This is a genomic window from Bradyrhizobium sp. 62B, assembly GCF_030272265.2.
Lineage (GTDB): Bacteria > Pseudomonadota > Alphaproteobacteria > Rhizobiales > Xanthobacteraceae > Bradyrhizobium.
Genome location: NZ_CP092842.1, coordinates 598,555 through 624,001 on the forward strand (window position 1 = coordinate 598,555; position 25,447 = coordinate 624,001).

The window sequence follows — 25,447 nt, forward strand, 5'->3', positions numbered from 1 at the left end:
ATTTAGCGGCAGAGCTCCAATCGATGCTTCGGATGCCCTGCTTAAACCAGTCAACCCATTTCTTGCTTATGAAAATCGCGTAGCAGCCTGAGAGAGGATCACGCTCACGCGGGGCCATCGGGGCTGCGAAAGGATGCAGCCGTTGCCCCTGAGCCTAGCAGAACGGCCGTCGGGGCGACTTAACGCCCCAATTGGCCGTCTTCAATCTAAGGGCTTTAGGCGGTTGGGGGCAATCCCCGGCGCCTAGCAAGCTTGATGGTCCTGCCTGACAGCTCAACTATGCGTTTCTCCGCCGCTGTGAACGAAATCCTTCAATAGGATCAAGCCGCCTCCGTACGGTCTGGGGAATTGAGCGGAGTCGTTGAGGAAACATAGCCGAGAGCAGCTTGCTTCTGGCGCCGTCGCTCCACGGACGGAGGGATGCCCATTTTGCCACGGTATTTTGCGACCGTCCGGCGCGCTATATCGATCCCAGAGGAACGCAATAGCTCGACGATTGCGTCATCTGAGAGCACTGATGCTTGGGCCTCGGAGTCGATGAGCCTCTTAATGCGGTGGCGAACAGCCTCTGCCGAGTGAGCCGTCTCGCCGACGGCTGAAGCAATGGATGGTTTGAAGAAGTATTTGAGCTCGAACCGTCCACGATTGGAGGCCATGTACTTGTTGTTCGTTACGCGTGAAACGGTGGACTCATGCACCCCCGCGGCGTCGGCCACTGCTTTCAGATTGAGGGGTCGTAGATGCTCTACGCCGTAGGAGAAAAAGTCATGTTGCTGACGCACAATTTCGCTCGCAACTTTCAAGATTGTGTTCGCACGTCTCTCAAGTGAACTTACCAGCCAGCGTGCATCAGACCACTTATTGGCCAGGTAGGCCTTGTCATTACGGTTGCGCATTTTGCCCTTGAAATCGAGATAATAAACCTGATTCAGCGAAATGCTGGGAAACGCTTCACTGTTCAGCTCGACTATCCAATTATGGTGATGACCCCGGTGAACAAAGACATCTGGGATCAGAAGTTCCAGGCGCACCGAACCAAACTTATGTCCCGGCTTCGAGTCGAGTGAGCGAAGTTCCGCAATCATATCGGCGATGTCCTCATCGCTCACTCCGCAAACGCTGCGCAGGGCAGGAACGCCCTCAGGTACAAGAGCGAGGTTCTCAACCAGTGCTTGCATCGCTGGGTCATAGCGGTTGCGCTCGCGCAGCTGGATCGCGAAACATTCTTTCAAAGAACGAGCGAAGACGCCAGGAGGGTCAAACGTCTGCAATGTTGCCAGAACGAGATCAACATCTGTTTGCGAGGCCCCCAGCCGTTTGGCGGCATTTCCTAGGTCTTGCGGCAAGTATCCGGCGTCATCGACGAGGTCGATTAGATAGCGTCCGATGAGTCGCTTTGTGGGCGACGTCAGCGCGAGTCCGAGCTGCTCGGTCAAATGATCGCGGAGGGTGATCTCTTTCGGTACGCACGCCTCTAGATTATAGTCTTCCTGACAAGATCGGCTGCGGGACGCCTCTGTGCCGACGTCCAGCCGATCTTGGTCCGAATTCTGAGGAATGTCCTCATCAAATGGCTCGGAATGAAGATCGTCAAGCTCCGGGCTGGGCGCCGCGTCGAGCTCGGGGCGAGTGCCAGGGTCTACGCTCAAGCCGTCTTGTTGGCTATTGTCGAACGCGTCGCTGTCAAGATCACTAGCGCCGTCCGGGCCGCTGGCTTCGCTGAAGAGATCGGTCGTTGTTCCGGCATCCTCTTGCGTCAGCATGTCTATGTCGCGCTCCAGCAATGGATTGCACTCGAGCTCCTCCTCCACGAAATCAGCCAGATCGAGATTAGACAATTTCAGCAGCTTTATCGCCTTCGCCAGGCGCGGCGATAGTACGGCTGATTGCGATTGCCGAAGATTCTGCTGATATCCCAGGCTCATTGTAAGGTCTCTCCCCGGCTGATGTCCGGCGTCTGTATGCGAGTTACCAATTGATGTTCGGCACGCAGACGGTTGTGGATATGGAAGCGCAAGGCGATCTCCCGCCCTTCAGGCGCAGAGTCCCCTCTCGCTCTATCTTCATAGGGTGTTTGATGGCCGCCTCTGGGGAGGCCAAGGATGCGGCCTGCTGTTGATAGTCTGGTCCTGGTGAACCGAGACGAGCGCGCCACGACAACGAACTGTCCAGTTGGCAAATAGAATCTGCGTTCTGATTGCCAGAGGCCATAGTTTTTGCCGGGTTTCGCATCGAAGTTGTCGCGGCGACCTACGCCGCAGGCGTGTGTCATCGTCCGGCCTTTCCACGCAATACGTTCTTGGCCTGACACGGTTGGCGCGCCTCGATTGTTAACAGGCGCAGGACCGGACTGCTTACCGGCGGTGGTCGCTCCAGCTGAAAAAAAGCGAGGGCTTTGTGTCCCGGCGGGGCCCGGGCTGAGGTAGAGCGCATATAATCGCTTGGTGCTGTCCCCGCCGAGGGTGGCATAGGGTCCGGAGCGCTTTTTGCAACGCTCCGCTTGCCGCTGCGGTCGCAGCACCACCTTGGGAACGCGTTCCCAGAGGCGAGCTCTTCCGTGCAAGGCCGTATTTGGCCAAATTCTGGCTCGGCGCAGTGGGTCGCCCGTTCGAGTGAACCGGGCGAAACACGTCGCTCCATCGCAGGTCTGGGGCGGCAAGTGCCGGAGACCGGGCAGCAACAACGCGGCGTGCCGGACATCATTCAACGGACTGAGCAAGAGGCCTCCCGAGATCTGTTCAGTGGAAGCGTCAGCAAGAGGTGTGCCAAGCCAGTACGCCGGATGCCGCTCATGTCCCTTGTTGATGATCTCAGGTAGTGATGCAGTACGACGGAGCTCGCTGCGGTGTGTGAACTAGCGGCCCGAACGACCTTTGTGGCAACCGCCACAATCAAGATGGGCGACATCGAACAACGCGGGATGGAGGTCTCAGGCAACTAGCGCGCCATTGTTTAGGTGCATCGTCCTGTGCTGCTGCAACATGCCCAAGCCGCCAGCGAGATGCCGGGCGGCGCTAGTCGTGAGCTATCTCGTGGTACAGCTATTGCTGCGACGATGACAAGCCTAGCGCGAGGAGCAGCTCTCAAGAAGCGGCTGGATGTCGAGCGCGCGAAGCGGCTCGTCGTCTGATCTAATGCGGCGCCGGGTGAGTTAAAGCAAGTGATCTCGCAGGTTGGGCCACGGCGCATGTCAATCAAAGTAATGAAGTTTGGGGGATCGAGCTTTCGTGATGCGGAGGCGTACCGCGCTGTCTCCAGACATATAGTAGATAGGCTTGCAAATGACGCGCGGCAAGTCGTGGTCGTCGTTAGCGCGATGCACGGCCAGACGGACGTACTGAAGTCTCTAGCGCTCTCTGTGAATGAAATCTGCAGCACCGTTGCCTTGGACACCGTCCTGACAGCGGGAGAAATGATTTCCGCTGGACTTCTTGAGGCAGCATTGCAAAGACACTCGGTGCCGACATCATCGCTCTTTGGCTATTCGATTGGAATCAAGACATCCTTGGTTCTAGGTAGGACGGTCATCGAGGAGGTCGACAACAAACCGCTGCTAAAGGCGCTCGATTATGGCCGCGTGGTAATCCTTGCCGGAGCGCAGGGTCTGGATGAAGGTGGACGGGTCTCAATGCTCGGCCGCAATAGCTCGGATTTGACTGCGGTAATAGCCGCCGATATGGTGGGAAGTGGCGTGTGCGAAGTCTACTCGGATGTCTGTGGCATCTACTCCGCCGATCCGAGGATTGTGAGGCAAGCAAGGCTGCTCCCGACAGTCTCCTATGCCAACGCAAGTCGGATAGCACGCTGCGGGGCGAAAGTGCTTCACCATGGCGCAATCGACTATGCTGCCGGCCGGAGAATAGCCATCTCCTGCAAATCGTTACTGCCGAATGAGATGGCCGGTACTTTGGTGACTGACGCAGGAGGCGGGGTTTGCGTGGTCATCAACCCGTCAGCAACACGGGTTGCATTTCAAAGCGTCTTCGAAAAACGTAATGCTGAAGACGTTTTACGAAGGCTTGGTATCATGTGGATCGATCTCGAGCAGGATGAAAGCCCCGAGGGGTATTTGACGCATGACGCGGAGGCCGCGCTTACCGCTCTGCATCGGGAAGGCATCCACCCCGTGAGGAGTGCGCAGAAGATTGTTGTTTTAGCGCTCACCGGGTCCAAGCCAAAGACATACGAATTGCGAGATCTTGAGGCCGCTTCTTACTGTGCTCAGAGGGTCCATGCAGAGCTCCGCACTAGTGGGGTGGAAGCACCTCACTAGCCATCACCTCCTGATTGGCGATATACCGCGCTGCAGATCGGGAGAGCCGGCTACTCACCGCGGAAATGAGTCGTCAGCGGCAACTTCACCTCCCTTGTAGAAGTCTTGAGATGGCTTGTCACGATGACCATCGCCGAGCGGACCGATCCTTCGATAAGTGCATTCCGCTACTGGGCAGTTGAGTTACGCAACGCCAGAACGCACGATCTGCCAGGTGCCTGCCAGGCAAGTGATGCGCAACCAATTACCGCGCGCCCAACATGCAAACGGCCTTCGTTAGCCTACTGGTTCTGTAGCCGGGCTCACCGTGAGTGCGGGCGGTTAGCGTATCCGTATCCGAGTCCAGGTTGACCTGGGCCGCAGTGTGATGCGGGTAGGCGACCTGCCCGACGACTAGGCCCGTCCCCAGGGAGCTAGTCGACTGAAGCTGGAACATGTTCAGGGAGAAACAAGAGTTAGACGGTCGTGGTACTCGAATTGTAGCACCAGCGAGATGCGGAACAGGTGCTAGCCTGCCGCGGTGATCAAGCGTCTGGCGTGAGGCCTCGCCCAGGCAGCGAGGCCCGATGCAGATGTCATGTCAGAGCGGGGCTGCTTCCGCTAAGCTATCTTCAAAGATGTCCAAACCCTTAGTCAGCGTCTCCGGGTCGATCGTTAGCGGAGGAAAGAATTTGATGACCTCGTCCGCCGGGCCGCATCGTTCAATGATGAGGCCCCTATCGTACGCCTTGCGTGCTGCAGTCTCAGCGAGGTGAGTATTTCGGCAATCAAAGCCCAGCGCCATTCCGCGGCCGCGGACAGTGAAGTGGTCTCCATGCGCGCGCGCAATAGCATTAAGCCGGTGACGCATCAGCGTTCCCAGTCGATAAATGCTTTGCGAAAAGATCTCAGTGCGCCAGTAGATATTCAAAGCTGCAGTTGCAGAGACAAGCGCTAGGTTATTTCCTCGAAAGGTGCCCGTGTGCTCTCCCGGTTCCCATATATCAATTGCCTCTTTGATCAACAACATGGATAACGGCAGACCATATCCACTTAAGGACTTCGACAATATTACGACATCTGGTGACAACTCGGCGAACTCAAAGCTGAAGAAATCGCCAGTACGGCCGCAACCCATCTGAATATCGTCGACGATAAAGATGGCTCCAATCTCTGCCGCTAGGGCTTGTACGGATCGTAGCCATTCCTTTTGAGCGACGTTGATGCCGCCCTCCCCCTGTACTGTTTCAAGGAGAATGGCGGCTGGCGCATCGATGCCGCTGCTAGAGTCCAGCAATATGTTCCGCAGGTGCTCCGCCGTATCAATCTCATCTCCAAGATAACCATCATAGGGCATTATCGTGACGCCGGACAGGGGGACTCCACTGGCTTCGCGAAGAAAGCGACTGCTGGTCGCAGCCGCGGCGCCGAGACTGAGGCCATGATAACCACGTGTGAATGAAATGATGTTGTGGCGCCCGGTTACTTTACGCGCCAGCTTCAATGCCGCCTCAACGCCATTGGCACCTGTAGGTCCAGTAAATTGAAATCGATAATCCAAGCCCCGCTCACGAAGAATAACTGAGTTGAAAGTCTCCATAAAGTCGACCTTGGCCGGAGTGGCCATATCGAGGCCGTGAACGACAGCATCAGATCCCAGATATTCTGTAATAGCTGCCTTTAGCTGATGATTGTTGTGGCCGTAATTGAGCGCTCCAGCCCCGGAAAAGAAGTCGATGAACCGTTCGCCCGTCTCGCTTAGCAGAAAGGGCCCGCGCGCATGACTAAAGCACGCTGGGAAGAGACGCGAGTACAGGCGAACGTTGGATTCCAACGTTTCTAACGTTCGAAGAGTACGTGAGGGGTCGGCAGAGTTATTCATGATCGCACCTTCACTTTGTCCATGAATATGGCTGGTGCACGTGACATACTCCACCATGCGGAATATTAAACCTCTCAGCGTTGGTAGTCCCTCGTCGAGCGAGGGAGAATCGTCGAGCCGGTGCGACGCTGTTGCGGTTTGGTCAGGAGGCCATTCACTAAGCGCGGCTTGAATACGGCTGGCATGCGCACTGTTGCCGATGCCGGACGGCTCGCCGTGGCAATATCAAGCTTCCAACATCGAGCCTGAGGCGGCGATATAGGGACTCGTCGGAGGCCAGACCGTGATCGCCGGGCGAAGCGAGCCTAATTATACGCAGCCCTCATGGATCAAGAGAGCTGATAACACCTATTGAAAGGCCGACGGCGATACAGGACGATGACCCTGGACAAAGAGCCCCGGCAGGCGCCGGGGCCCTCGATCATTGATTGAGAAACTGAGATCCTTATTTGCTCGCGAGTGGCCAGCCAAACTTGTAGTTGAGGCGGGCGGTGACGAGATCAAAGTCCTGACGAATGCGGTCGTTTCCTAGTCCTGTTGCGAAGCTAACGTCACTAGCCGGCATGAACACGTGGTCGTACTCGATGCCAGCTGACCAGTTCGGTGTTAGGCTAATCTCAAGACCGGCACCGGCCGTACCTCCCCAACGTGTGGTATCCGCGTCGCCCAGAAAGCCAGCCGAATTAGTGATCCGATAAGTGCTGCCTACCACAGCCGCGCCCGCTTTGGCGTAGAGCAGTACGTTGCCGGCCGAATAGCCAATCTGGCCGGTCAGCAAGCCGAAACCGTCGATGTTTGTGTGATTGGTGGTGCCCGGGTTGGCAATGCTAACGTTTGAGCCGCTGAGATCGGCCCAGTTGCCCAGCCCTTCGAGTCCGAGCACGGTATTGCCGAATTGCCAACGATATCCAATCTGGCCCCCTACTGTGCCGCCGGTTGCGTCGTGAGAGCCCTCGGGGATAGAGCCGAGAAAATCCCAGGAGTTATGGCTCGAGCCCCAGCCGCCATTGACGCCGGCATAGAAGCCGCTCCAGTCGTAGAGCGCGATGACAGCCGGGCTGGGCGTCGGCGTATTCGGAAATGCGGGACGCGCGGCGAGATCTGCGGCAGACGCGGACGTCGCAGCGGCCATCGCAAGAATGCTCGCGCAAACGAGTGACTGCTTTTTCATTTCGGTTGTTACTCTCTTTAATGGCCCCCAGTGTGGCCGTTGTATCAGCGCTTACGCGAATTGCTGTACCTGAAGTGCAACAGAGCTCGACGATAGCAGAGCCGAACCTGACGTAGTGTCAGGTTGTGAAGAGATAGTGCGAGCATGGGGGCGCAGGCGTGGGAATTCGAGGCGAACGCAGGCACCTGCGGCGCTCGATGTTGCGTGTTGACTCGTGTGGCAAATGATAGCTGACAGTGCGTGCCGGCTGCGGCCCGACATGTATACGCCGTTATAGCCTTTTGTTGAATGCGGACCGAAAGCGCGTAAGCGCTTAGCCAGAGCGGATAGCTGTGCGGAGAAGCGTCCGGCTTGGATCGAGGTTTAGATGGGATTAGACAGCAAAAAGGATGTCCATTTGGACGTCTCATCGGCGGGGTCGGTAAGCCGGCTTGAGGTTCTTGAAGGACCTTCGGGGCGCCGCGTGCGTTCGGAGGCTGAGAACCGCCTCGCACAGCGGCAACACGCCTCGTTCCCGAAACTGCCGTCGCCAATCGTAGATCTGCCAGCGCGTCGCTCCGTGCTTGCGCGCCCCTCGGCCACCGCGGCACCGGATAACAGACTCTCGGCGACTTATCCGAGTCGCATCCGACATTCGCGCCGCTGATCGTGGGCGGTACGTCGGAGGAGTGTCAGGTTCCGGCGATCAAGCTTGAGACCGCGATCGACGATGTCGTGTTGCGGACGGATACGGCGACAGATGGCGAGCAGCTGTCCGGGTGATCCGTGCGGTGCGAGCGTCACGATGATCGCGGCCGGTGCTGATAAGAGTTACGTTGCAACCGGCCGATCGACTTCCGCTGTGGCCACGATGGGCTTACGGCGAAGTGCAGGAGATACTTCGTTTTGATCCATTCAGCGGAGGCGCCTTCGCGTTCCGATCGAAACGAGCGGACCGGATCAAGAGTTTGGGGGGCCTGGTGTTGGTTCAACAAGCGCCTCGAAGGTTGCAAGTTCGTCTGGCCAATGATCGCGGACGGCGTGGTGCGCATGTCGCCGGCGATGTTCGCGCTCTTGTCGAGGGGCTAGATTGGAGATTGAGTCGCCCGGAAGAAAGACGGCGCCCGCAGGTCGCTGGATAACTGCGGCAGAATGACTCGGAAGCTATTTTGAACGTGGCAGGCGCGCCGGGGATGTGCTCGAAATAGACCATGAGCATCGCGGCGCTGCGCGACGAAAACGAACGCCTGAAGGAGCTTTTTGCGCAAACGCAGGCAGCCCTGAGCGAGCATCAGGGGCGCTGACAGCGGTCGGAGGAAGCCCGACGCCGGCTGGAGGTCATTCTCGGCGAAATGCGACGCGACAGGTTCAGCGCGAAATCCGAGAAGCTGCGATTCGCGCGAGGCATCCTGGATGCCGCGCAGGGGAGAGCCGAGAAGCTCATCCAGGGCCGATCGCGAACGCGACGGATCAAAGCTCTCATCGCAACCGCGGCTGCTTGCCTGCCCATTTGCCGCGGGTAGCGCGGATCATCGAGCCTGCGAGCACGCTCTGCCCGTGCGGTTGCGGCGGCGCCATGACGAAGATCGGCGAGGACGTTAGCAAGCGTGGACGTTATCCCCGCGCAATGGCGGCTGTTGGCCACGCGCCGCCCGAAATACATCTGCCGCCGTTGCTCCCGGCCTGTCGTGCAGGCGCACGCGCCGGAACACTCCGTGCCCAGCGGGCTGCCGACCGAAGCGGCCATTGCGCACGTTCGTCTCCAAGTTTGGCGATCATACGCCGTTTTACCGTCAGGCCGAGATCTATGCGTGCCAGGGCATCCGGCTTGAGTTGGGCAACTGGCCTGCTTCCATCTTCAGCCCATCGCGGACCACATGCGCCGCCGCCTGGCCATGGCGGATCGTCTGGACGAAACCACGGCGCCGGTGCTCGATCCCGGGCGCGGCCAAACGAAGAAGGGCTACTTCTGGGCGATCGTGTTCGATGACCGCGGCCACAGCGGCCCAAGTCCGCCGATCGTGCTGTTCCGATATGCCCCCGGTCGCAGCGGTGCCTTTGCCGAGCAGTTCCTGGAAGGCTTTGGCGGACGCTTCCTGCAATGCGATGGCTATGATGGTTATGATCGGCTGACCGAACTCGCTCGACTTCAGTGTGAGAAGCTCGTGCATTGCTGGAGCCATTTGCGCCGGCGCTTCGTCAAATTGGCCCGCAACAGCAAGTCGCCGATCGCCGAGGCCGCCGTTCGGCACATCGCACAGCTTTACGCCATTGAAGCCATGGTGCGTACGCATACGACGAAGGCCGCCTGATTGACGCATGCGCGCGAGCACGGCGAGTTCTACGATGGCGTTGCGTGAAGGTCAGGCGGCTTGCTGATCGGCGGACTTGCCGGCTTGGTGCAGGAGCTTCCATTCCCAGGGCAGCAGTTCGCGCAGGCGCGAGGTGGGAAGATCGGCGATCCGGGCGAGGACGTCGGCGAGCCAAGCCTTGGGATCGACGTCGTTGAGGCGACAGGTCGTGATCATCGTCAGCATGATAGCGGCACGGTCGGCGCCACGTTGGCTGCCAGCGAAGGTCCAGTTGCGCCTTCCCAAGGCAATGCCTCTCAATGCACGCTCAGCGCAATTGTTGGTCAAGCAGATCCTGCCATCGTCGAGGAAGCGGACGAAGTCGTCCCAGCGCTTGAGCATGTAGTTCATGGGCTTCAGGACCTCGGCGGAGCGGGAGAGGCTTTCTCGCTCGCGGAGCAGCCAGGCGTGCATGTCGTCGAGCAGCGGCTTGCTCCGCTCCTGGCGCACAGCACGCCGCTCGTCGGCACCACGGCCGTTGATGGCGCGTTCGATCTCGAACAGGGCGTCAAGACGCCTGACCGCCTCCAGCGCGATCGGGGAGACCGGTTTGCCCTTGCCTTCCCGGGCGGCTTTCTCGATGTCAGCCAGCTCGAAGAATCCCCGCCGCGCATGGGCCAGGCAAAATGCCGGCGTGATCGGCATTGCTTTCCTTTTTGGATCGAACAACGGCTCGAAGCCGCCATAGCAATCCGCCTGCAGAATGCCGGCGAAGGCGGCCAGATGCCTCTGAGGATGTTCGCCCCGTCGGTTGCCCGAGGCATAATAGACCGCCGCCGGCGGCGCAGGCCCGGCGAACGGCCGGTCATCCCGCACATACGTCCAGATCCGGCCGGTCGTGCATTTGCCCTTCGCCAGGATCCGGATGGTGGTGTCGTCGCCATGAAGGCGCTCGGCCGCGAGCACATGACGCTCGATCAGCTGGAACAACGGCATGACGGCGAAGGTTCCGTGGCCGACCTGGTCGGCCAGCGTCGACAGCGGCAGGTCGATCCGCTCAGCCTTGAAGCGCACGCTCTGGCGATTGAGCGGGATATGCATGCCGAACTTGTCGAACAGCATTGTCGCCAGCAATTGCGGACCGATGAAGCCGCGCGGCGTGGCATGGAACGGTGCCGGCGGCTGGCTTATCTTCTCGCAATCACGGCAGGTGAACTTCTCGCGTACCGTCTCGATGACCTTAAAGCGACGCGGAATCTCCTCCAGCGTCTTGGTCACATCCTCGCCTAGCTTCGCAAGGCGCGATCCACCGCAGCAGGCGCAGGTCGTTGGAGCCTCGATAACGACGCGCTCACGTTCGATGTCGTCCGGCCACGGCTTGCGCACCGGCCGCTTACGCGTGAAGGCGCTCACGCTCTGGGTTTTTGCGGCGGCAGCCTGCGCAGCCAGCTCATTCTCGGTCGCCGTGGTGGCGAGTTCTTCGAGCTCCAATTCCAACTGCTCGAGTAGCCGCGCCGTGCGCTCGGAGCGCGGCCCGTGCAGTTCGCGTTTGAGCTTCTCGATCCGTAGCTCAAGATGAGCGATCAGCACCTCGCTGTCCGACAGCTCCGCCCGCGCGTTGGCGGCATCCGCGACTGCCACATCGCGTTCAGCCTGCAACGCCTCGCGCTCGGCCAGCAGCGCAAGGTAGGCGCTCGCGAGATCCGACGGAAGATCGTCCGGCTTCGATGTCATGAAGCCATTGAATCAGATCGAGCATCAGATTCAAACCCAAAACGATTATCCGACCCGCGTCGGGCGCTGGGTTTCTTGCGGATTGCGCCAATCGATCCCGGACAGCGAGGGCATCGGGAGATACCCATAAGAGTGACGATGACGTGGCCACCTCCGAAGAGGTGGAAGTCGTTGATCCGCGTCATCCGCTTTATGGCCGGCGCTATCGATTAATCTCGATCGGCAAGGAGACGACAACACGCGGAGCGTGCAAGGAGCTCTTTGCGCGTGTACATTACCGATTCGGTCTCACGCTTCTTCTGCCGCTCGGGGCGACGAATCTTGAGCGGAACGGCTTGCCGCGCGCCGCGCCAACCAAGCTGAGCCTCGACGCGCTGCAGGACTTAATCGCGTTGGCCGAAGAGAGCGGGGGCACATGCCCATCGAACCTCGAGAGGTCTGGCGCAGTCTGCCGGAAGCGCTCCGGCAGGCGATCGCAGAGGATCTCGGCCAAGTCCTGCGGGAGATGAGCGATGGGCTCGGAACTCGTCAAGCCGGATCACCTGGACCGCAAAGCAGTGGTGTATGTGCGGCAGTCGACGCCACACCAAGTGATCACCAATCAAGAAAGCCTAAAGCTTCAGTACGCCCTCTCGCAGCGTGCTCGCGAACTCGGATGGCACGAGGCGGACATCGATGTGATTGACAGCGATCTTGGGCAGAGCGGCGCTGGCGCAGCGCACCGGAAAGGCTTCAAGGACTTGGTCGCCCGCGTCACTCTTGGTGAGGTTGGCCTTATCCTATCGATGGACGTGACGCGCCTGGCGCGCAATTGTTCGGATTGGTACCCGCTACTTGATGTCTGCGGGCACCGTCATTGTTTGATCGCCGACCGGGATGGCGTTTATGATCCTGGGACACCCAATGGCCGCCTGCTGCTCGGCCTGAAAGGTACGATCTCAGAGCTGGAATTGCACACGATCAGAAGCCGGATGACCACTGGGCGTATGGCAAAAGCCGAACGCGGTGACTTGGTCGTGCAGTTGCCGGCGGGCCTTGTCCGCGACCCTTCAGGGGTGGTCACCAAGGATCCCAATCTCGAGGTGCAGGGGCGCCTGTCGCTGCTCTTCGAGACCTTCCTGAAAGTACGGACCGCCGCGCAAGCGATGCGGGCCTTTGTTGGCCGCGGCTTGGCACTGCCTCGCCTCGACCGCCATGGCGATCTGCGCTGGCAGCCTGCGACGGTGTCGGCCGTGACGGCGATCCTGAAGAATCCGGCCTATGCAGGCGCCTTTGTCTATGGAAGGACTTGGCAGAAGCCGTCCAAAATACCGGGAGAGCGTCCACAAAAGTCTCCGCGTCGTGGAACGGACTGGAGGATCGTGGTGAGGGAAAAGTACCCGGCCTATATCGACTGGGAAACCTTCGAGAAGATCCAGGCGATGCTGCGCGACAATCGTGCGGAATACCAGCACATCAAGAGCCGCGGAATCCCGCGCGACGGGGCAGCCCTGCTTCACGGCATCACCTATTGCGGCGAATGCGGACACAAGATGGCCGTGCGCTACAAGGGCGGCAGTCAATATGTCTGCAATCATCTGAAAATCCAGCGTGGCGCACCGGAATGTCAGAACCTGCGCGCCGCACCGATCGACGCACAGGTTGCGGCGGCATTCTTGGAAGCTGTGGCACCGGCGGAAATCGATGCGTTGTCCAAAGCGCGCAAGACCCATCTGCAGTCCGAAAGAGCCCTGCGGCACGCTGAAGAGCAGCAGGTTGAGAGGCTTCGCTATCAGGCAGCCCTCGCCGAGCGCCAGTTCAATCGCGCCGATCCCGATAACCGGCTCGTGACAGGCGAACTGGAACGACGGTGGGAAGCCGCTCTATCGGAGCTGCGCCGAGCCGAGGAGGCATTAGCCCAGCGCACGATGCACAAGTCCAATGAACCCTTGGGCGTTCCTCACGATCTGCGTGCCAAGGTAATCGCCCTTGGAAATCGTCTTCCGGCGCTATGGGACAACCCCGCAACCCGCAGGGACCACCGCAAGGCGCTCTTGCGCTGTCTGATCGAGAAGGTGGTGATGCGCCGCTGTGCTCGGGACAAGGCTGAGGTGCGCATTGTGTGGCGCGGCGGCGCGACCACTGAGCTTGTAGTCACCCTACCTGTGAATGCTGTGGCTGCGCTGCCGCGTCACAAGGAGATGATAGAACGCATATGCGCATTGGCGCGGGATGGCGCCTACGACGATGAGATCGCGCGCATTCTGACGCAGGAAGGACATCACTCGCCATGGGAGGCTGACAAAGTTCTGCCGATCACGGTCCGGCGCATTCGTCTCAAACACCGCCTCAAGGTGCGGCATCGAACACGGTGGTCAGCGGTGGCCGACCATTTGTCAGTAACCCAACTAGCACAACGCCTCAGGATACCCGTCAAATGGATTTATGTTCAGCTCAAGCGAGGGAGCATCCTGACCACCCGAGAGGCTTCGGGCCGCTTCCTCTTTCCTGACAACACAAACGCGTTGCAGGCCATTCGCAGCTTGAGAAATCATCGTATCGCGCAGATTGATCTGAGGGAGGATCACCGTGAAAAGTAGGGGCATCAACAACAGCCCTCAAGCAGGTAGCTCAACTGCGCCAGCGAGATCGTTACCGCTTCACCGGCAACCGATGGCCAGATAAACTTCCCTCTCTCGAGTTTTTTTGTGAACAAGCAGGCTCCCTGACCATCGTGCCAGATCACCTTCACAAGATCGCTGCGGCGACCGCGGAAGACGAACAAATGACCGCTGAGCGGTTCTTTGTGCAGCACCTCCTGAACTTGGAGGGCCAGCGACGGGAAGCCTCTGCGCATATCCGTGTAGCCTGTCGCCAGCCACACTCGCACATTCCCTGGTACAGCAATCATCGGCGTCCAAGCACATCGAGGACCCGCGCCAGCGCCTCCGGATCGACGTGCGCATCCACCCGGATGCACCGTCGGTTGCCGAGATCGATCTCTATCAATCCAGTACGTGCGGCTGCCGCCGAGCGAACTCGGCCATCAACCGTAGGCAAAAGCTTCGCAGTTTCTTCAGCCGAGGTCGCTACGGCGGCGATCTGCACCGGCGTAAAAGATGGTGCAACTTGTTCCGATGTCCGTGCTTGTCGACGCCAGGTAAACACCAGGCTGGCCGCTACTCCGTTGCGCCGCGCGACTTCAGTTACCTTCGCGCCCGGTACTAGCGTCTCCTCGACAATCCGTGCCTTGTCGTCCTGCGACCAACGCCGCCGCCGCTCAAGCCCGCCCAAAACTTCGACCCGCATCGCCTGATGACCTTAAAGCTAGACTTAAGGTCACACGCTTCGCGAATTACCACCCGTCACGCAAGACGGTCCTCGTCGGAGGCGTACCATGGTGCGCGGTTCATCGCCGGACATCCGGCTGGCCGCGCGCAAGGAGCACTCGTTGGCTCTCGTCGCCGCTTTGAAGATGTGGTTCGAGAAGCAGCTGTCGATGATCTCCAGCGGCTCGACACTTGCCGGAGACATCCGCTATGCGCTCAATCATTGGCAGGGGCTAACCCGCTTCCTCGAAGACGGGCGCCTCGAGCTCGACCCGGTCGAGAACGCCATCCGGCCAGGTTGCTTGATCAGAAAAAAGTGCGCTCTTCGCCGGGCATGAAATCGGGCAGAAAACTGGGCTTTGCTGGCCTCAATCGTCGCCACCTGCAAACTCAACGACGTCAACCTGGCTGCCTACATCGCTCGAAACACTCGAGGCGATCATCGACGGCCATCCCCATAGCAGGATCGAAGGCCTGATGCCGTGGCGATTCCGCAAAACGTCAAGCCAGCTTCCTCGCGGATCCAAAATCTCGATGGTCCGGCGAAGAGCCTCAGTGTCGACACCCGCCCATCAACAATGATGCGCCGCCCGCAAGCCAGCTCGATCTCGACGCTCCATCGAATCTGCGAGCGCGCTCTCCGATTACGCCGCCACCGATGCCGCGGGCACCCCTCGGCCACAACTGCCCTGACAAAGCCAGCCTCGGATTTGGCCGACGCCGCCGCGAAGGTTCTTCGGCAGGTCACCAACAAAGAACGCGACAAGCCGTATCGCCGCGCTGTCGCCGCAACCAAGTCGGCGCTCGGACATGCTTTCTAATGCAATCCGGGCTTTCTCCTCCTCAGATCAACGGCGGCGCCGGCCTGTATTAACCACTTCTAGTCGATTCAGCGTGCTGATCGTATGGCTGTCCATACGTACAGTTCTCAACCATCAGGTCAGCCCGTGGCAAGGCGGCTCCCCTGGGAGGCTTTCGATCTCATCGAGGCCAGCGGCCCTATTGTGTCGCGCGCAAAGGCCCGACATATGACGGCACCGTCCTAATGTGAGAAATCGACTGAAAAAGCTCTTGCTACGGGGGCCGTTCCACATAAGGGCCAGGTCATTGCCGAACTCCAGCCGAATGATCGAAGTTCAACCCACTTAGAACGCCTAAGACTACACGTTTAGCGTTCGCCTCCGGCGCGCCAATCCAGCCAGGCCAATTTGGCAGTTGCAGCCATTCCACGAAGCGGCTCCGGCGGAAGCCAGCTAGGGCCAGCGAGACTCAGCCTATCGGTAAGAAGCGGCGACTGAAAGCCAACGGCCATCTCCGCCAAAAGCTTCCCATGAATGGTCGCCCTAAGAACGCCGGCACCGGCACATCCAACCGACGCATAAAGCCCTGGCCTTACTTTTCCGAAGTAAAACTCACCGTTATACGTACTCGCAATAGCCCCTCCCCACGCGTGCTCGAACTCGTAAGATCGCATCGCAGGAAAACGCCGCCGGAACAACATCGTCAAGACTGACCTCACATTGACAACGTTGAATTCTTTCGCATACGACCAGCCGCTCCGGACTAAGAGGCGGCCATTCACTTTTCTCATCGTCGTTCCCATAGCGAGTGCAGGGACTACTCCCCAACTCGGTATGCTTCCGAGGCGCCCGAGCTCGTCTGCGTCCAATTGTGGCGTTAACGCCCCATAGGTAAAGACCGGGACCATCCGATCTAACGAGGGATGAAACGCTCCTGCGTGTGTGTTGCTGGCGACGAATAAGTAATCCGCCATAAAGGTTGCACGAGTTGTCTGGACGCTAAAAGGCGCATTGGAGCTGATTTCGCATACAGGCGTGTTTTCGAGGATAGCGACATTGTGGGGGAGGGTCTCGGAAAGGCCACGAACGAGCGCCGCCGGTTGCACTAGAGCGCGAGCACTGGGTTGGTAGCCGTACCTATAGTATCCCGTCCCAAGAAGCCCGCCAATTTCGTTTGCGTTATACTCCTGAAGATCCATGTTCCAATTCTTGAAGGAGCGCACTGAATCTCGAGCAGCGCGTTCTCCTGCGAGAGTCGCAGCCACGGTCACACGCGGAGCGTGCTCGTCCCAATCGCACTCAATGTTGTAGTCGGCCACAAGCGTGCGTAGCCAATCAAGCCCCGCGGCCGCGACACGTATTTTTCGGATAGCATCTTCGTCTACCGGTCCGCTCGCGCCTGCCTTTGGCGCGTTCGGGTAGACCAATAAGAAGCCCGAATTACGGGCCGATAACCCTTCTCCAATCTCCAAGGCCTCGATGATCAGGATCTGCCGATTTGGCATCAGCTCAGCTAGACGACGGGCAGCCGCTAAGCCCGTGTAACCGGCTCCTATTACAATTGCGTAGAAGCGTCTCTCTCTTGGAAGTTGGTCGTGCGGAGCACGCGGAGGAAGTAGCGAGCTCCATCCGGACCTCGTGAAATGCCGAGGCGAAACTTTACACGCTTGCATTCTCATCCTCTCGTGCGATCGTTACGTTTCTTGATCTTTTGCGGCGTTTGGCCCGCTTCGAAAAACGCGCCTTCATCTGCTAAGTAAGCGGCCGCACGTGCTGGCGGCTAACAGGATCGCAGTAAGAAGTGCACATTCTTGCACGCAATGATCATGCCAGCGACATCCGTTGTTTAACCGGCCCCATTTTTGAGCGCCAGAGCAGACGGGGCGTCATCCAACGAGAGTTGGTCATTGTCGAACAATGAACAAACTGCGCAGGCCGAGCGGCGTGATTCCGAAGAATTGGAGGGGACGAATGTGGGAATGATAGAGTTGCTGCGATATGGCGTGCCTAAGAGGCTTTGGAGCGGTTGTCTGCCTAGGTGCAGGCTCTGCGGAGTGGTTTGGATCTGCGCTGCCTTAGGTCAGTGTGGCGGGGTTTGGGAGGTGCACTCGGCGGGTTCCAGGGACTGAGGCGTGTGAGGGCTTTCTTTGCCGGTATGTTGGCTTCTCTGTACGGTATGAGCGGTCTATTGTACGGTTGAAGATCCTTCTGGGGGTTGATCCCTTATAGCAAGTCGAGCCGCGCGACCTTGCTTTTGGCCGCGTCTAGGGGCCCACCCTAGTCGGCCGATTGTAAGGAAAGTGAAAGTTTGCGCGGGAGTCCAAGCGTGATTGGGAAAACGGTGTCTGTCAGGCTTTTAAACGCGCGGTATTCTTCAGACAAACGGCCTTCGAAATAGCTGCGATCGTGCTCTGGCAGCTCATGCTCCAGGAGCTGGCGGTATAGGTTAATCCTGTTACGATGACTGCGCATGGCAGCCAATTGATCATTGAGCGACATGGTTTCTCTTGGCGATTGGATCGGTGCGGCGCGACGCGCTGCGATCACCGGCGAAATCCATGCCAAAGGACCACCTGAAGCAGCGCCGATCCGCCAATGTCTTGCATGTCCCAGCTCGTTGAGGGAACGGCCGATCTCATAGTAGCTCGCCGAAACAGAACGTCGGAGCTGCCTAGCTCAATATAACGCCGCCGCCCGCGCGCCCAGGAGTTCGATGCGACACGGGTGCTACATTGTGTGTTTGTGACAGAATCCGAGTCTTGGAAAACATGGATCGGCTTTTGAAGCCCACGATCCGTATCGGATATGACTTGTCGGCATTTTGCCCTACCTCTCGCCGGCAAGAGGCTGCCAAAGCGCGAATGATACTTCCGGTAGTGATAAGAGCGCCGGGGCGCCCCAATAACGAGTGTACAGTCCTGTATTGAGTAGCCAAGATGGCGTGGTGATGCATGCGCTATGCACCGCTATCGCTGAACTTAGGCAAGCCGGCTGCAGTGCTCGCAACGGGCCCGGCCGGCGGTGCCATAAGCCCTATATTGCCGTTCGATGTTGTTGCCTTCGGTGCACATGTCGTTGTCATGATAAACATTCTTCGAATATGGTTTGATCGAATGGAACGGAGGGACTTTAGCCATGATCGGTTTTTCCTTGTAAAGGAAGGCGGCTGTTATGCACGCCAACAGTGCCAAGATAGGGCCCGGCCGGCGCTGTGTATCTGCAAAAGAGCTTTCTCGGCGCCGATACCAGGCGTCCGAGCGGGTCCATCCGCTGATTTCATCCCTGGGACGCTGTGGGATTCTCGAAAGAGGCCTAATTTGCTCGCCTCCGCCGCACCGATGGAATATGGTTGCAGTATAGTTCACATCTTGTCGGAGAGCGCCATTCACAACCCTATATTGGCGGCTACCCTACGAACTTCGCACCAGCGGGACTTCCCACACGAATTCGCGTTTTCCGGCTGGGTCATACCGACCATTAGTTTCATCGCTCGCACAGTGAGCTTACCATCGAGGCTCATATTTTGATGGATGTATTCAGTCACTGCGCGCCCCGACCTGTCCAACGTTTGATGCGCACTCGCGAAGCTGAGTCCATGCTGATCGGTTATCTTGAACGCCAACACTCCGCCCTGCACGGCTGGACCCGGCCGCCCGCCATCGGTTGTGATACAGGCGCCGAGGTCAAGAATGAGCTTCACATTCTTGCCGCCTTGAAGAGCACTGAGCACCTCCGTGTACTTCGGCGACGTTTCCTCCGCCTGACGATGGCGTTCGCAACGCACGAAACAATCACGCAAAGCACCGGATCGAAACCCCCACGCTGCATCTCTGTTTCTCCTGTATCCGAGCTAAAAGACGCTCAAGGCTTGTGTACTCGGCTGGTGCAACTCGCCTTGGCAGCAGGGACAGGTCTTGTCCTCGATGTCCACGTTGATGCTCGATCCGCGGCAGGCGCGCCGGCAACGCGCCACGGTTGCCGCGGCGCTTGCGAGCTCGCGCATCGATGTCCTTCATGCGTACTAATGTCCTGTGCCGTCTCGTCGTACGCGGCGACTTGTTCGACGTCTTCCAAGCCAGCAGCATCTGATTTTGGGCAGTGTCTCCGCCCGCCGGCCAAACCGGTGTCGCTGCATTTCCTTGATGATCTGACGCAGCCGGTCGCTCTCGCACCGCTCGGCAAGCAGCATCGCTGTCAGCGTCTCGAGATCGTCAGGCAGGGCGTCGCTCACACCCAAACGGAGCATATTCGCCGCCATCTTGCGACGGGTCCGGCGCTCCTGATTCACTTCGCCGCAATGCTGCCAACAGCTATCCGGGCTGCGCTGGCGGCGGCGTCTCCTTCTCATGCGCAAGCCGCTAGTCGCGTCCTTCCAGCAGCGCCGACAATTGTGCCGCTGACAGGCGCATGACACCGCCCTCGATCCTCGGCCAGCGGAAGATTCCATCATCAAGCCTCTTGGCGAGCAGGCACAGGCCCGTTCCATCCCAGAACACCAGCTTGAGCCTGTCCGCTCGCTTGGCCCGGAGCACATAGACAGCTCCCGTCTGCACCCATGCTCTCGCGCACCAGGGTCGCAAGACCCTCCATGCCCTTGCGGAAGTCTACCGGTCTGGTCGCCACCATCACCCGGCCCGTGCCTGACAGACCGATCACCGGCTCGCCTTCAGCGCCCGGACAATCGAACCTGCTCGGATCGTGATGCCGTCGACTTCAATCGCGATGATCCCGTTTTCTGGCCTGCGCATTGCTCTGCGCTCCCGGTGAGCAGTCAGCGCCTGCACCACGGCGTCCACTACCCTGGCACAAACTGTGCTTCGCCCGCCTCGGAACGACCGCTTGCGGCTTCTCACAATTGACGCCGCCACCCAAACAACTGCTGCGGCGACAATCCATGCCGTCGAGCCCACGGAACATACCGAGTCGCCACTCGCCACGATCTCAGGGCCGATCCGCGCCTTGTCCTCGTCGCTCCACTTCCGCCGATGGACTGGCTGTGCAGTACATGCGTCCCTGACGACAATGATGGATCCGCGCCAGTCGTTTCCATCGCTGGCGCCCCTGTCGCAGCTGTGCACTGATCACTTGATCCTGCAGGTCTTGCCCCAAGTCCAGGCCAGCGCGCGGGTCGTCGGGGTCAGACATGTTCCACGCATTCGCGTGCTATCGCGGGGGTCGCGCCATTGGTCGTAAGCGCGAATTTCGTCGCACCTTTTGCTTTTGAGTGCTCTGATGCATGAGGTGTCCACTTAAATAGGTGGACACCTTGTGATGGCAGACGACGATCAGAAACTGCGGGTAAGGCTTGTTGGCCGAAACGGTCGCCGGCGTTACGAGACGACATCGAAGGAGCGTCTTGTGGCGGCCTGCCTTGAGCCTGGCGTTTCGGTCTCGAGACTTGCGCTCGAACACGGGGTCAACGCGAACCTTCTTCGGAGGTGGATCAAGAAGCACACCGCGGCCAGGTCGCTGCCGCCGCCGTCATGCCCGGCGTTCATCCCGGTTCAGCTTGAGGGGACCTCCGAGCGGGCTCTGTCGCGGCAAGGCGGCGTTGCGGCGGTGGATTTTCCGGCGACTTGCGATGAAGTGCGTGGGTCGGAACCCAGGAGATCTCCAGCTTTTTGTTCTCTGGCTAAAGTGAGCGCGTCCTTGCCGAACGGCGTGAAGGTCGCGCTGGAATGCGGCGATGTGGATGCATTGACGGCGATCATCGGAGCCCTGGGCCATGTTCAGACTGGGCGGTGACCTGCAGGTCTATCTGCACCGTGAGCCGATCGACTTCCGGGCCGTCATCAACAGCCTTGCGGTCCTGGTCCAGGAGACGATGGCGCTCGATCCGTTCGCTCCGGCGGTTTTTGCGTTCTGCAATCGCCGTTGCGACCGGATGAAGCTGCTGTTCTTCGATCGGTCCGGCTTTGTGCTGGTCCTGAAGCGGCTGACCGAGGACAAGTTCCGATGGCCGCGCCGCGAGGCAGCGGTTGTCCGACTTACGACCGAGCAATTGCACTGGATTCTTGACGGCATCGATATCGATGCGATGGTCCGCCATCCGGTGCGGCAATACAAGGTTGCCGGCTGAGCTCTTGAGTTGAGCGGTTGACGCGTCGGTACGGTTCAGATCCAAGAATCCGATGAATCGAACCGGCGATCCGAGTGTTGAGATGCTGTTGGCGCGCATTGCCGCGCTGGAGGCGGAGAATCGTCAGCTCACGGAGCGCGTCGTCAAGCTCGAGGAAGAACTGGCGCTGGCACGCCTGCATCGTTTTGCGCCGCGCAGCGAAAAGCACGTCGATCGTCTCTTCAATGAAGCCGAGCAGGCCACCGATGAGGATGACGCCGGCAGTGAAACGAACGATATTGCCGAACTTCCGGACACGGGCTTGCCACCCGTCGAAAGCGCGCCGGGAAAGAAGCGCGGCCGCAGGCCGCTGCGGGCCAATCTGCCGCGCGAGCGCGTCGAGTATGACCTGCCCGACGATCAGAAGGCGTGCCCTTGTTGCCGTGGCCAGATGCATCGCATGGGCGAGGCTGTCACCGAGCAACTTCATATCGAGGTGAAGGCGAAGGTTTTACAGAATGTGCGCTTCAAATATGCGTGCCGCCATTGCGATCGCACCGGGATCCACGCCCCTGTCGTGACCGCGCCGATGCCCACGCAGCCGTTGCCGGGCAGCGTTGCCACGGCCTCGACGCTGGCGTTCGCGCTGGTTCACAAATATGTCGATGGCACGCCGCTCTACCGCCTGGCGCAGGCCTTTGAATGCGCAGGTGTTCCTGTCAGCCGCGGCGCTTTGGGCCACTGGGTGATCGGCTCGAGCGAGAAGCATCTGCATCGCATTTATGACGCCCTGAAGCTGCGGCTCAGATCACAACCTCTCATCCATGGCGACGAGACGACGGTTCAGGTCCTCAAGGAGAAGGGCCGGGAGGCCACCAGCACCTCGTACATGTGGGCCTATCGCAGCGGCAAGGGCAGTCACGAGCCGATCGTTCTTCTGGATTATCAGCCAGGCCGCGGCCAACTCCACCCGCAAGCCTTCCTCGGCGATTACCGCGGCATTGTGATGACCGACGGCTATACCGCATGGCGCACGCTGGAAGGGGCTACCCACATTGGATGCATGGCCCACTCCCGGCGGCGCTTTGTCGATGCACTCAAAGCAAGAAAGAAGGGTGGCGGGCCGCCAGAACAGGCGCTGCGGTTCTTCGAACAGCTCTACCGGGTTGAAGGGCAGGAGCAGGACGAGAAACCGGAGAAGGGTGAAACACAGGCCGACTGCATTCGCCGCTTCCGCCAGCAACACGGCATTCCCGTCCTGAACGCCCTCAAGGGATGGCTCGATGACATGGCCCCGAAGGTCTTGCCTGACAGCAAGCTCGGCGACGCCGTGTCCTACACCCGGAACCAATGGGACTATCTGACGCGTTACACCGAAGATGGCAGGATGCCGATCGACAATAATCTTCTGGAGCGCGACATCAGGGTTTTTGCAACTGGCCGAAAGTGCTGGCTGTTCAGCGACACCGTCGACGGAGCCAGGGCCAGTGCCGTTGTCTACAGTCTGATGCTAACCTGCCGCGCCTCACGCGTCGAGCCGTTAGCATGGCTGCGCCACGTGCTCACCGAGTCGCCTCAGCGCGCGGTCGATGCAGATATCGACGACCTGATGCCCTTCAACTTCGCAAAAGCCGCCACGGCCTGAAATCGCCAGGCACCGTCTTCGATACCGAAGGCGAGCCGTCAACACCGCCGGCCTCATCGTGCCGCGAAACTCGCGCTTACCATTGGTCTATCATCGCGCAAGCGAACGAATACTCGTACTTGCCATAAGCAGTATTCGGACAAGTGAAAGCGCCTCGCACCCAGCGCGACAGCGTCAGACAAATCAGAGAGAGATAGAAGTTGCCGCTGCTCCAGGGACACCAAATTGGCTTCTCAGCTCCTCTCGTGTTCGCCAAACCAGCCAATCATTGTCCCTAATGTTCTCGTTTACGAGGTGCAACAGCGAGCCGCCCGGTTCGAAGTGCCCATATCCATACTGCGCCACAAGTCCCTTGTTTAGTGACCAGTCAGCCACCAGCGCACATAGGAAGTCGGGCTCCCACAGGGCAAACGACAAACCGTGAGTAATTCTCGCGACAACGCGAGACAAGCCGCGCCCACGAAACTCCTCGTGCAACCAATAATCTCCGTGGTAAGCGATTCTTCCAGTCATCGTCTTCGCCGTCGGCGCAAGACAAGTGCAACAGTCTTGCTTGTGCGCCTGGACCGATGGGTCGGCGTAGAATGCCTTCAGTGATTCTAGATGTTCCGCGAAGTTGCTAGTAGGGAGATCATATAGACGCGCAGCAGCAAGGAGCACGACGCGGCGGCGTTTATCAATACCCGTGATCCAATAGCCTTCGCCCGGCTTTATCAGAGATTGATCCGGTCGAAAGTTCGGGTATGTAGCCCCCTTGGTTGGAGTCGCTCGCGTGATCGCGACATACTCGCGAAAATCGAATCCCTGGAAAAGCGTGAGCTCTTGCTTAGCAGCAGCCGGGTCCCTCACTTGAATGATGCGTGAAGCTCGGTACGGCATGATTCTGCTAATCATAGGTGTATCTCTCTCAAGAGGTCTGCGTTGCTAGATACCATCGGCTACATTAACAATGCTCCGTTTCGCGCGTAGGGGATACTACCTGCCTTGGTGAGGAGTGAACGGCATGGGATGTTTCTCCGGAAAGTTGGCCTACGCTACCCCGCAGGTGAACTCCCGGACATCGCTTGTCAGGAATGAACCGGTTAGGCTCAATCAGTACACCTGGGGCCATGCTCAAAAGTGCACTGTAAGCATCACGGTCCACTGTCTTTTGCGCGAGGGACGGCGCTGTTCGCTATCCCTTTAGCGCCGTTCTTACGCTAACCGTCGGAAAGCAGGGTCGAAGGAATAACTTTAGACGCGACGGCGTCGTTTAAGTGTTCGAACGTGACAATCGAGGATTGTCAGCACTGTCGGGGCGCAGATCGAGAGCAAAACCTTCCAGCGAGCTGCGGCATCTTTAATCTGCAACGCGCGCGCTGATGGGCGGTGGCCGTGCCCCCGGGGGCTTGAGCTGGCTCCGCAAATTTGCACGAAGCGCAAGCGTTTTACGGAAGAGCAGATCATCAGCATCTTGAACGAGCACGAGTCGGGGTTTCGGTGGCCGACCTTTGCGCAAGCACGGCGTCAGTGAAGCCAGAATCCACAAATGGAAAGGCCGGTTCGGCGGGCCGGACGTCTCCGAGGCCGAGCCGATGAGAATGCTAGAGATCGAGAACACGATGAAGCGGCTCCTGGCGGAGACCAGGCTGAACAATGTGGCGCTGAATAAGCTGCGAGATCCACGGTTATATACCGGTTGAAATCTATCAGATCGTTCGCGATTGGTACCAGCACATTCTTCGTGGTCTCGTCCTGCATGTTTGGAGAGATATGCGGTCGTCCAATCATACAATGGTCAATTGGAGGCGCGGCTCGCGCCTGCGTTACCGTTCGCCCTGCCGCTGGGGACGCAGACGCTAGAGGATGGATTGTGATGCGGCGAAGCGTCCTTGCCCAGCGCGGGCGCCAGTGTACAAGGAGTCACGCGTTGAGACGGGGGTGTACCGTCGTAAACACCACATTGATGGTTCTACTCGAGGGCGTCCCAATTGTATATCGACGGCGGGAGCCTCGCATGGAGACGACACTCGCGCTCAAGCGTTTCACTTGGCATCCCGTAGATAACCGATGATGCGTGAAACCTGACTCTCAAGCCGGACTCCGTCTTGGTTGTCGGACCCTCCGCCAAGCAATGGCTTGCTAAATGACCGTGATCGCAGTCGAGTCTGGATCTGAATGTGTGCGAGCGCATTTCTCTTGACCGGCTCTTGCAAAGCTGGACATCTCCGTCTCGCGTGGGCTCGTTGCGTGCTTATCCGATTCTCGCATTGGCTTCCGCAGTTGCGGCTTGTGTTCGACTGCGGTCGAGAATTACGCAGCGTCAACTACGAACCTTCGCAGTCCTC

Annotated in this window: 17 protein-coding genes and 3 pseudogenes; 8 read left to right on the forward strand and 12 right to left on the reverse strand. The window is 59.1% G+C overall.

The genetic code is table 11. The features are described from left to right. Positions 1 to 320 precede the first annotated feature (320 nt). The gene (gene rpoN, locus ML401_RS37700; RefSeq protein WP_285812916.1) at positions 321 to 1,925 is read right to left on the reverse strand and encodes an RNA polymerase factor sigma-54; all 1,605 of its coding nucleotides are present in this window, start codon (positions 1,923 to 1,925) and stop codon (positions 321 to 323) included. 1,262 nt (positions 1,926 to 3,187) lie between these two features. Between rpoN and ML401_RS37705 the strand changes: the two genes are divergently transcribed. Then, positions 3,188 to 4,273, forward strand: a complete 1,086-nt coding sequence (locus ML401_RS37705) for a uridylate kinase (RefSeq protein ID WP_128955125.1) — start codon at positions 3,188 to 3,190, stop codon at positions 4,271 to 4,273. Between the two features lie 580 nt (positions 4,274 to 4,853). Here ML401_RS37705 and ectB read toward each other — a convergent pair. Further along, on the reverse strand, positions 4,854 to 6,134 hold the full coding sequence (gene ectB, locus ML401_RS37710) for a diaminobutyrate--2-oxoglutarate transaminase (protein WP_128929879.1): 1,281 nt from the start codon (positions 6,132 to 6,134) through the stop codon (positions 4,854 to 4,856). Between the two features lie 445 nt (positions 6,135 to 6,579). Continuing rightward, entirely contained in the window at positions 6,580 to 7,305 is a 726-nt protein-coding gene (locus ML401_RS37715; protein ID WP_128955124.1) for an outer membrane protein, read from the reverse strand. A gap of 1,856 nt (positions 7,306 to 9,161) precedes the next feature. Between ML401_RS37715 and ML401_RS37720 the strand changes: the two genes are divergently transcribed. Beyond that, complete coding sequence (locus ML401_RS37720; RefSeq protein ID WP_285812917.1) at positions 9,162 to 9,596, forward strand: transposase; 435 nt, start codon at positions 9,162 to 9,164, stop codon at positions 9,594 to 9,596. A gap of 51 nt (positions 9,597 to 9,647) precedes the next feature. Here the strand turns inward: ML401_RS37720 and ML401_RS37725 are convergent, their stop codons facing one another. Further along, positions 9,648 to 11,309, reverse strand: a complete 1,662-nt coding sequence (locus ML401_RS37725; RefSeq protein ID WP_285812918.1) for an IS66 family transposase — start codon at positions 11,307 to 11,309, stop codon at positions 9,648 to 9,650. Positions 11,310 to 11,821: 512 nt separating this feature from the next. Between ML401_RS37725 and ML401_RS37730 the strand changes: the two genes are divergently transcribed. Further along, positions 11,822 to 13,888 carry a recombinase family protein gene (locus tag ML401_RS37730; RefSeq protein ID WP_285812919.1) on the forward strand — a complete coding sequence of 689 codons (2,067 nt, stop codon included), beginning with the start codon at positions 11,822 to 11,824 and terminating at the stop codon, positions 13,886 to 13,888. A 5-nt stretch (positions 13,889 to 13,893) separates the two neighbouring features. Here ML401_RS37730 and tnpB (ML401_RS37735) read toward each other — a convergent pair whose 3' ends face one another. Beyond that, on the reverse strand, positions 13,894 to 14,199 hold the full coding sequence (tnpB, locus tag ML401_RS37735; RefSeq protein WP_285812920.1) for an IS66 family insertion sequence element accessory protein TnpB: 306 nt from the start codon (positions 14,197 to 14,199) through the stop codon (positions 13,894 to 13,896). Next, positions 14,196 to 14,597 (reverse strand): transposase, encoded by a 402-nt coding sequence (locus tag ML401_RS37740; RefSeq protein ID WP_285812921.1) that lies wholly within the window; start codon positions 14,595 to 14,597, stop codon positions 14,196 to 14,198. The genes tnpB (ML401_RS37735) and ML401_RS37740 overlap by 4 nt, the downstream gene beginning before the upstream one ends. A gap of 88 nt (positions 14,598 to 14,685) precedes the next feature. Here ML401_RS37740 and ML401_RS37745 point away from each other — a divergent pair, with 88 nt between their 5' ends. Continuing rightward, complete coding sequence (locus ML401_RS37745) at positions 14,686 to 14,955, forward strand: transposase (RefSeq protein WP_285812922.1); 270 nt, start codon at positions 14,686 to 14,688, stop codon at positions 14,953 to 14,955. Positions 14,956 to 15,785: 830 nt separating this feature from the next. On the opposite strand, the gene ML401_RS37750 is transcribed toward ML401_RS37745, so the two are convergent. The 5 genes and pseudogenes from ML401_RS37750 to tnpB (ML401_RS37770) form a co-directional block, all read right to left on the reverse strand. Beyond that, positions 15,786 to 17,096, reverse strand: a complete 1,311-nt coding sequence (locus ML401_RS37750) for an NAD(P)/FAD-dependent oxidoreductase (RefSeq protein WP_376717419.1) — start codon at positions 17,094 to 17,096, stop codon at positions 15,786 to 15,788. A 598-nt stretch (positions 17,097 to 17,694) separates the two neighbouring features. Continuing rightward, positions 17,695 to 17,916 carry a hypothetical protein gene (locus tag ML401_RS37755; protein ID WP_285812923.1) on the reverse strand — a complete coding sequence of 74 codons (222 nt, stop codon included), beginning with the start codon at positions 17,914 to 17,916 and terminating at the stop codon, positions 17,695 to 17,697. 886 nt (positions 17,917 to 18,802) lie between these two features. Further along, complete coding sequence (locus tag ML401_RS37760; RefSeq protein WP_376717420.1) at positions 18,803 to 19,201, reverse strand: VirK family protein; 399 nt, start codon at positions 19,199 to 19,201, stop codon at positions 18,803 to 18,805. Between the two features lie 285 nt (positions 19,202 to 19,486). Next, a pseudogene (locus ML401_RS37765) lies at positions 19,487 to 19,663 on the reverse strand (transposase); the annotation flags it as partial. Positions 19,664 to 19,775: 112 nt separating this feature from the next. After that, a pseudogene (gene tnpB / locus ML401_RS37770) lies at positions 19,776 to 20,073 on the reverse strand (IS66 family insertion sequence element accessory protein TnpB). A 615-nt stretch (positions 20,074 to 20,688) separates the two neighbouring features. Here tnpB (ML401_RS37770) and ML401_RS37775 point away from each other — a divergent pair. The 3 genes from ML401_RS37775 to ML401_RS37785 are packed head-to-tail and all read left to right on the forward strand — an operon-like array spanning position 20,689 to position 23,120. After that, a complete protein-coding gene (locus tag ML401_RS37775) occupies positions 20,689 to 21,162 on the forward strand; it encodes a transposase (protein WP_285812924.1) in 474 nt (157 codons plus the stop codon). Continuing rightward, positions 21,143 to 21,496, forward strand: coding sequence for an IS66 family insertion sequence element accessory protein TnpB (tnpB, locus tag ML401_RS37780; protein WP_285812925.1), 354 nt, complete (start codon positions 21,143 to 21,145; stop codon positions 21,494 to 21,496). The genes ML401_RS37775 and tnpB (ML401_RS37780) overlap by 20 nt, the downstream gene beginning before the upstream one ends. Before the next feature lie 52 nt (positions 21,497 to 21,548). Next, on the forward strand, positions 21,549 to 23,120 hold the full coding sequence (locus ML401_RS37785; protein WP_285812926.1) for an IS66 family transposase: 1,572 nt from the start codon (positions 21,549 to 21,551) through the stop codon (positions 23,118 to 23,120). A 183-nt stretch (positions 23,121 to 23,303) separates the two neighbouring features. Here the strand turns inward: ML401_RS37785 and ML401_RS37790 are convergent, their stop codons facing one another. After that, positions 23,304 to 24,014, reverse strand: coding sequence for a hypothetical protein (locus ML401_RS37790; RefSeq protein ID WP_285812927.1), 711 nt, complete (start codon positions 24,012 to 24,014; stop codon positions 23,304 to 23,306). 511 nt (positions 24,015 to 24,525) lie between these two features. On the opposite strand from ML401_RS37790, the pseudogene ML401_RS37795 reads away from it, so the two are divergent. After that, positions 24,526 to 24,796, forward strand: a pseudogene (locus ML401_RS37795) (transposase); the annotation flags it as partial. Positions 24,797 to 25,447: the final 651 nt, after the last annotated feature.

What these genes read in the sequence shown, in the direction of transcription:
- rpoN (WP_285812916.1), bottom strand. Translation starts at nt 1,925, where the DNA reads ATGAGCCTGGGATATCAGCAGAATCTTCGGCAATCGCAATCAGCCGTA.
- ML401_RS37705 (WP_128955125.1), top strand. Translation starts at nt 3,188, where the DNA reads ATGTCAATCAAAGTAATGAAGTTTGGGGGATCGAGCTTTCGTGATGCG.
- ectB (WP_128929879.1), bottom strand. Translation starts at nt 6,134, where the DNA reads ATGAATAACTCTGCCGACCCCTCACGTACTCTTCGAACGTTAGAAACG.
- ML401_RS37715 (WP_128955124.1), bottom strand. Translation starts at nt 7,305, where the DNA reads ATGAAAAAGCAGTCACTCGTTTGCGCGAGCATTCTTGCGATGGCCGCT.
- ML401_RS37720 (WP_285812917.1), top strand. Translation starts at nt 9,162, where the DNA reads ATGCGCCGCCGCCTGGCCATGGCGGATCGTCTGGACGAAACCACGGCG.
- ML401_RS37725 (WP_285812918.1), bottom strand. Translation starts at nt 11,309, where the DNA reads ATGACATCGAAGCCGGACGATCTTCCGTCGGATCTCGCGAGCGCCTAC.
- ML401_RS37730 (WP_285812919.1), top strand. Translation starts at nt 11,822, where the DNA reads ATGGGCTCGGAACTCGTCAAGCCGGATCACCTGGACCGCAAAGCAGTG.
- tnpB (WP_285812920.1), bottom strand. Translation starts at nt 14,199, where the DNA reads ATGATTGCTGTACCAGGGAATGTGCGAGTGTGGCTGGCGACAGGCTAC.
- ML401_RS37740 (WP_285812921.1), bottom strand. Translation starts at nt 14,597, where the DNA reads ATGCGGGTCGAAGTTTTGGGCGGGCTTGAGCGGCGGCGGCGTTGGTCG.
- ML401_RS37745 (WP_285812922.1), top strand. Translation starts at nt 14,686, where the DNA reads ATGGTGCGCGGTTCATCGCCGGACATCCGGCTGGCCGCGCGCAAGGAG.
- ML401_RS37750 (WP_376717419.1), bottom strand. Translation starts at nt 17,096, where the DNA reads ATGAGAATGCAAGCGTGTAAAGTTTCGCCTCGGCATTTCACGAGGTCC.
- ML401_RS37755 (WP_285812923.1), bottom strand. Translation starts at nt 17,916, where the DNA reads ATGTCGCTCAATGATCAATTGGCTGCCATGCGCAGTCATCGTAACAGG.
- ML401_RS37775 (WP_285812924.1), top strand. Translation starts at nt 20,689, where the DNA reads ATGGCAGACGACGATCAGAAACTGCGGGTAAGGCTTGTTGGCCGAAAC.
- tnpB (WP_285812925.1), top strand. Translation starts at nt 21,143, where the DNA reads ATGTTCAGACTGGGCGGTGACCTGCAGGTCTATCTGCACCGTGAGCCG.
- ML401_RS37785 (WP_285812926.1), top strand. Translation starts at nt 21,549, where the DNA reads ATGAATCGAACCGGCGATCCGAGTGTTGAGATGCTGTTGGCGCGCATT.
- ML401_RS37790 (WP_285812927.1), bottom strand. Translation starts at nt 24,014, where the DNA reads ATGATTAGCAGAATCATGCCGTACCGAGCTTCACGCATCATTCAAGTG.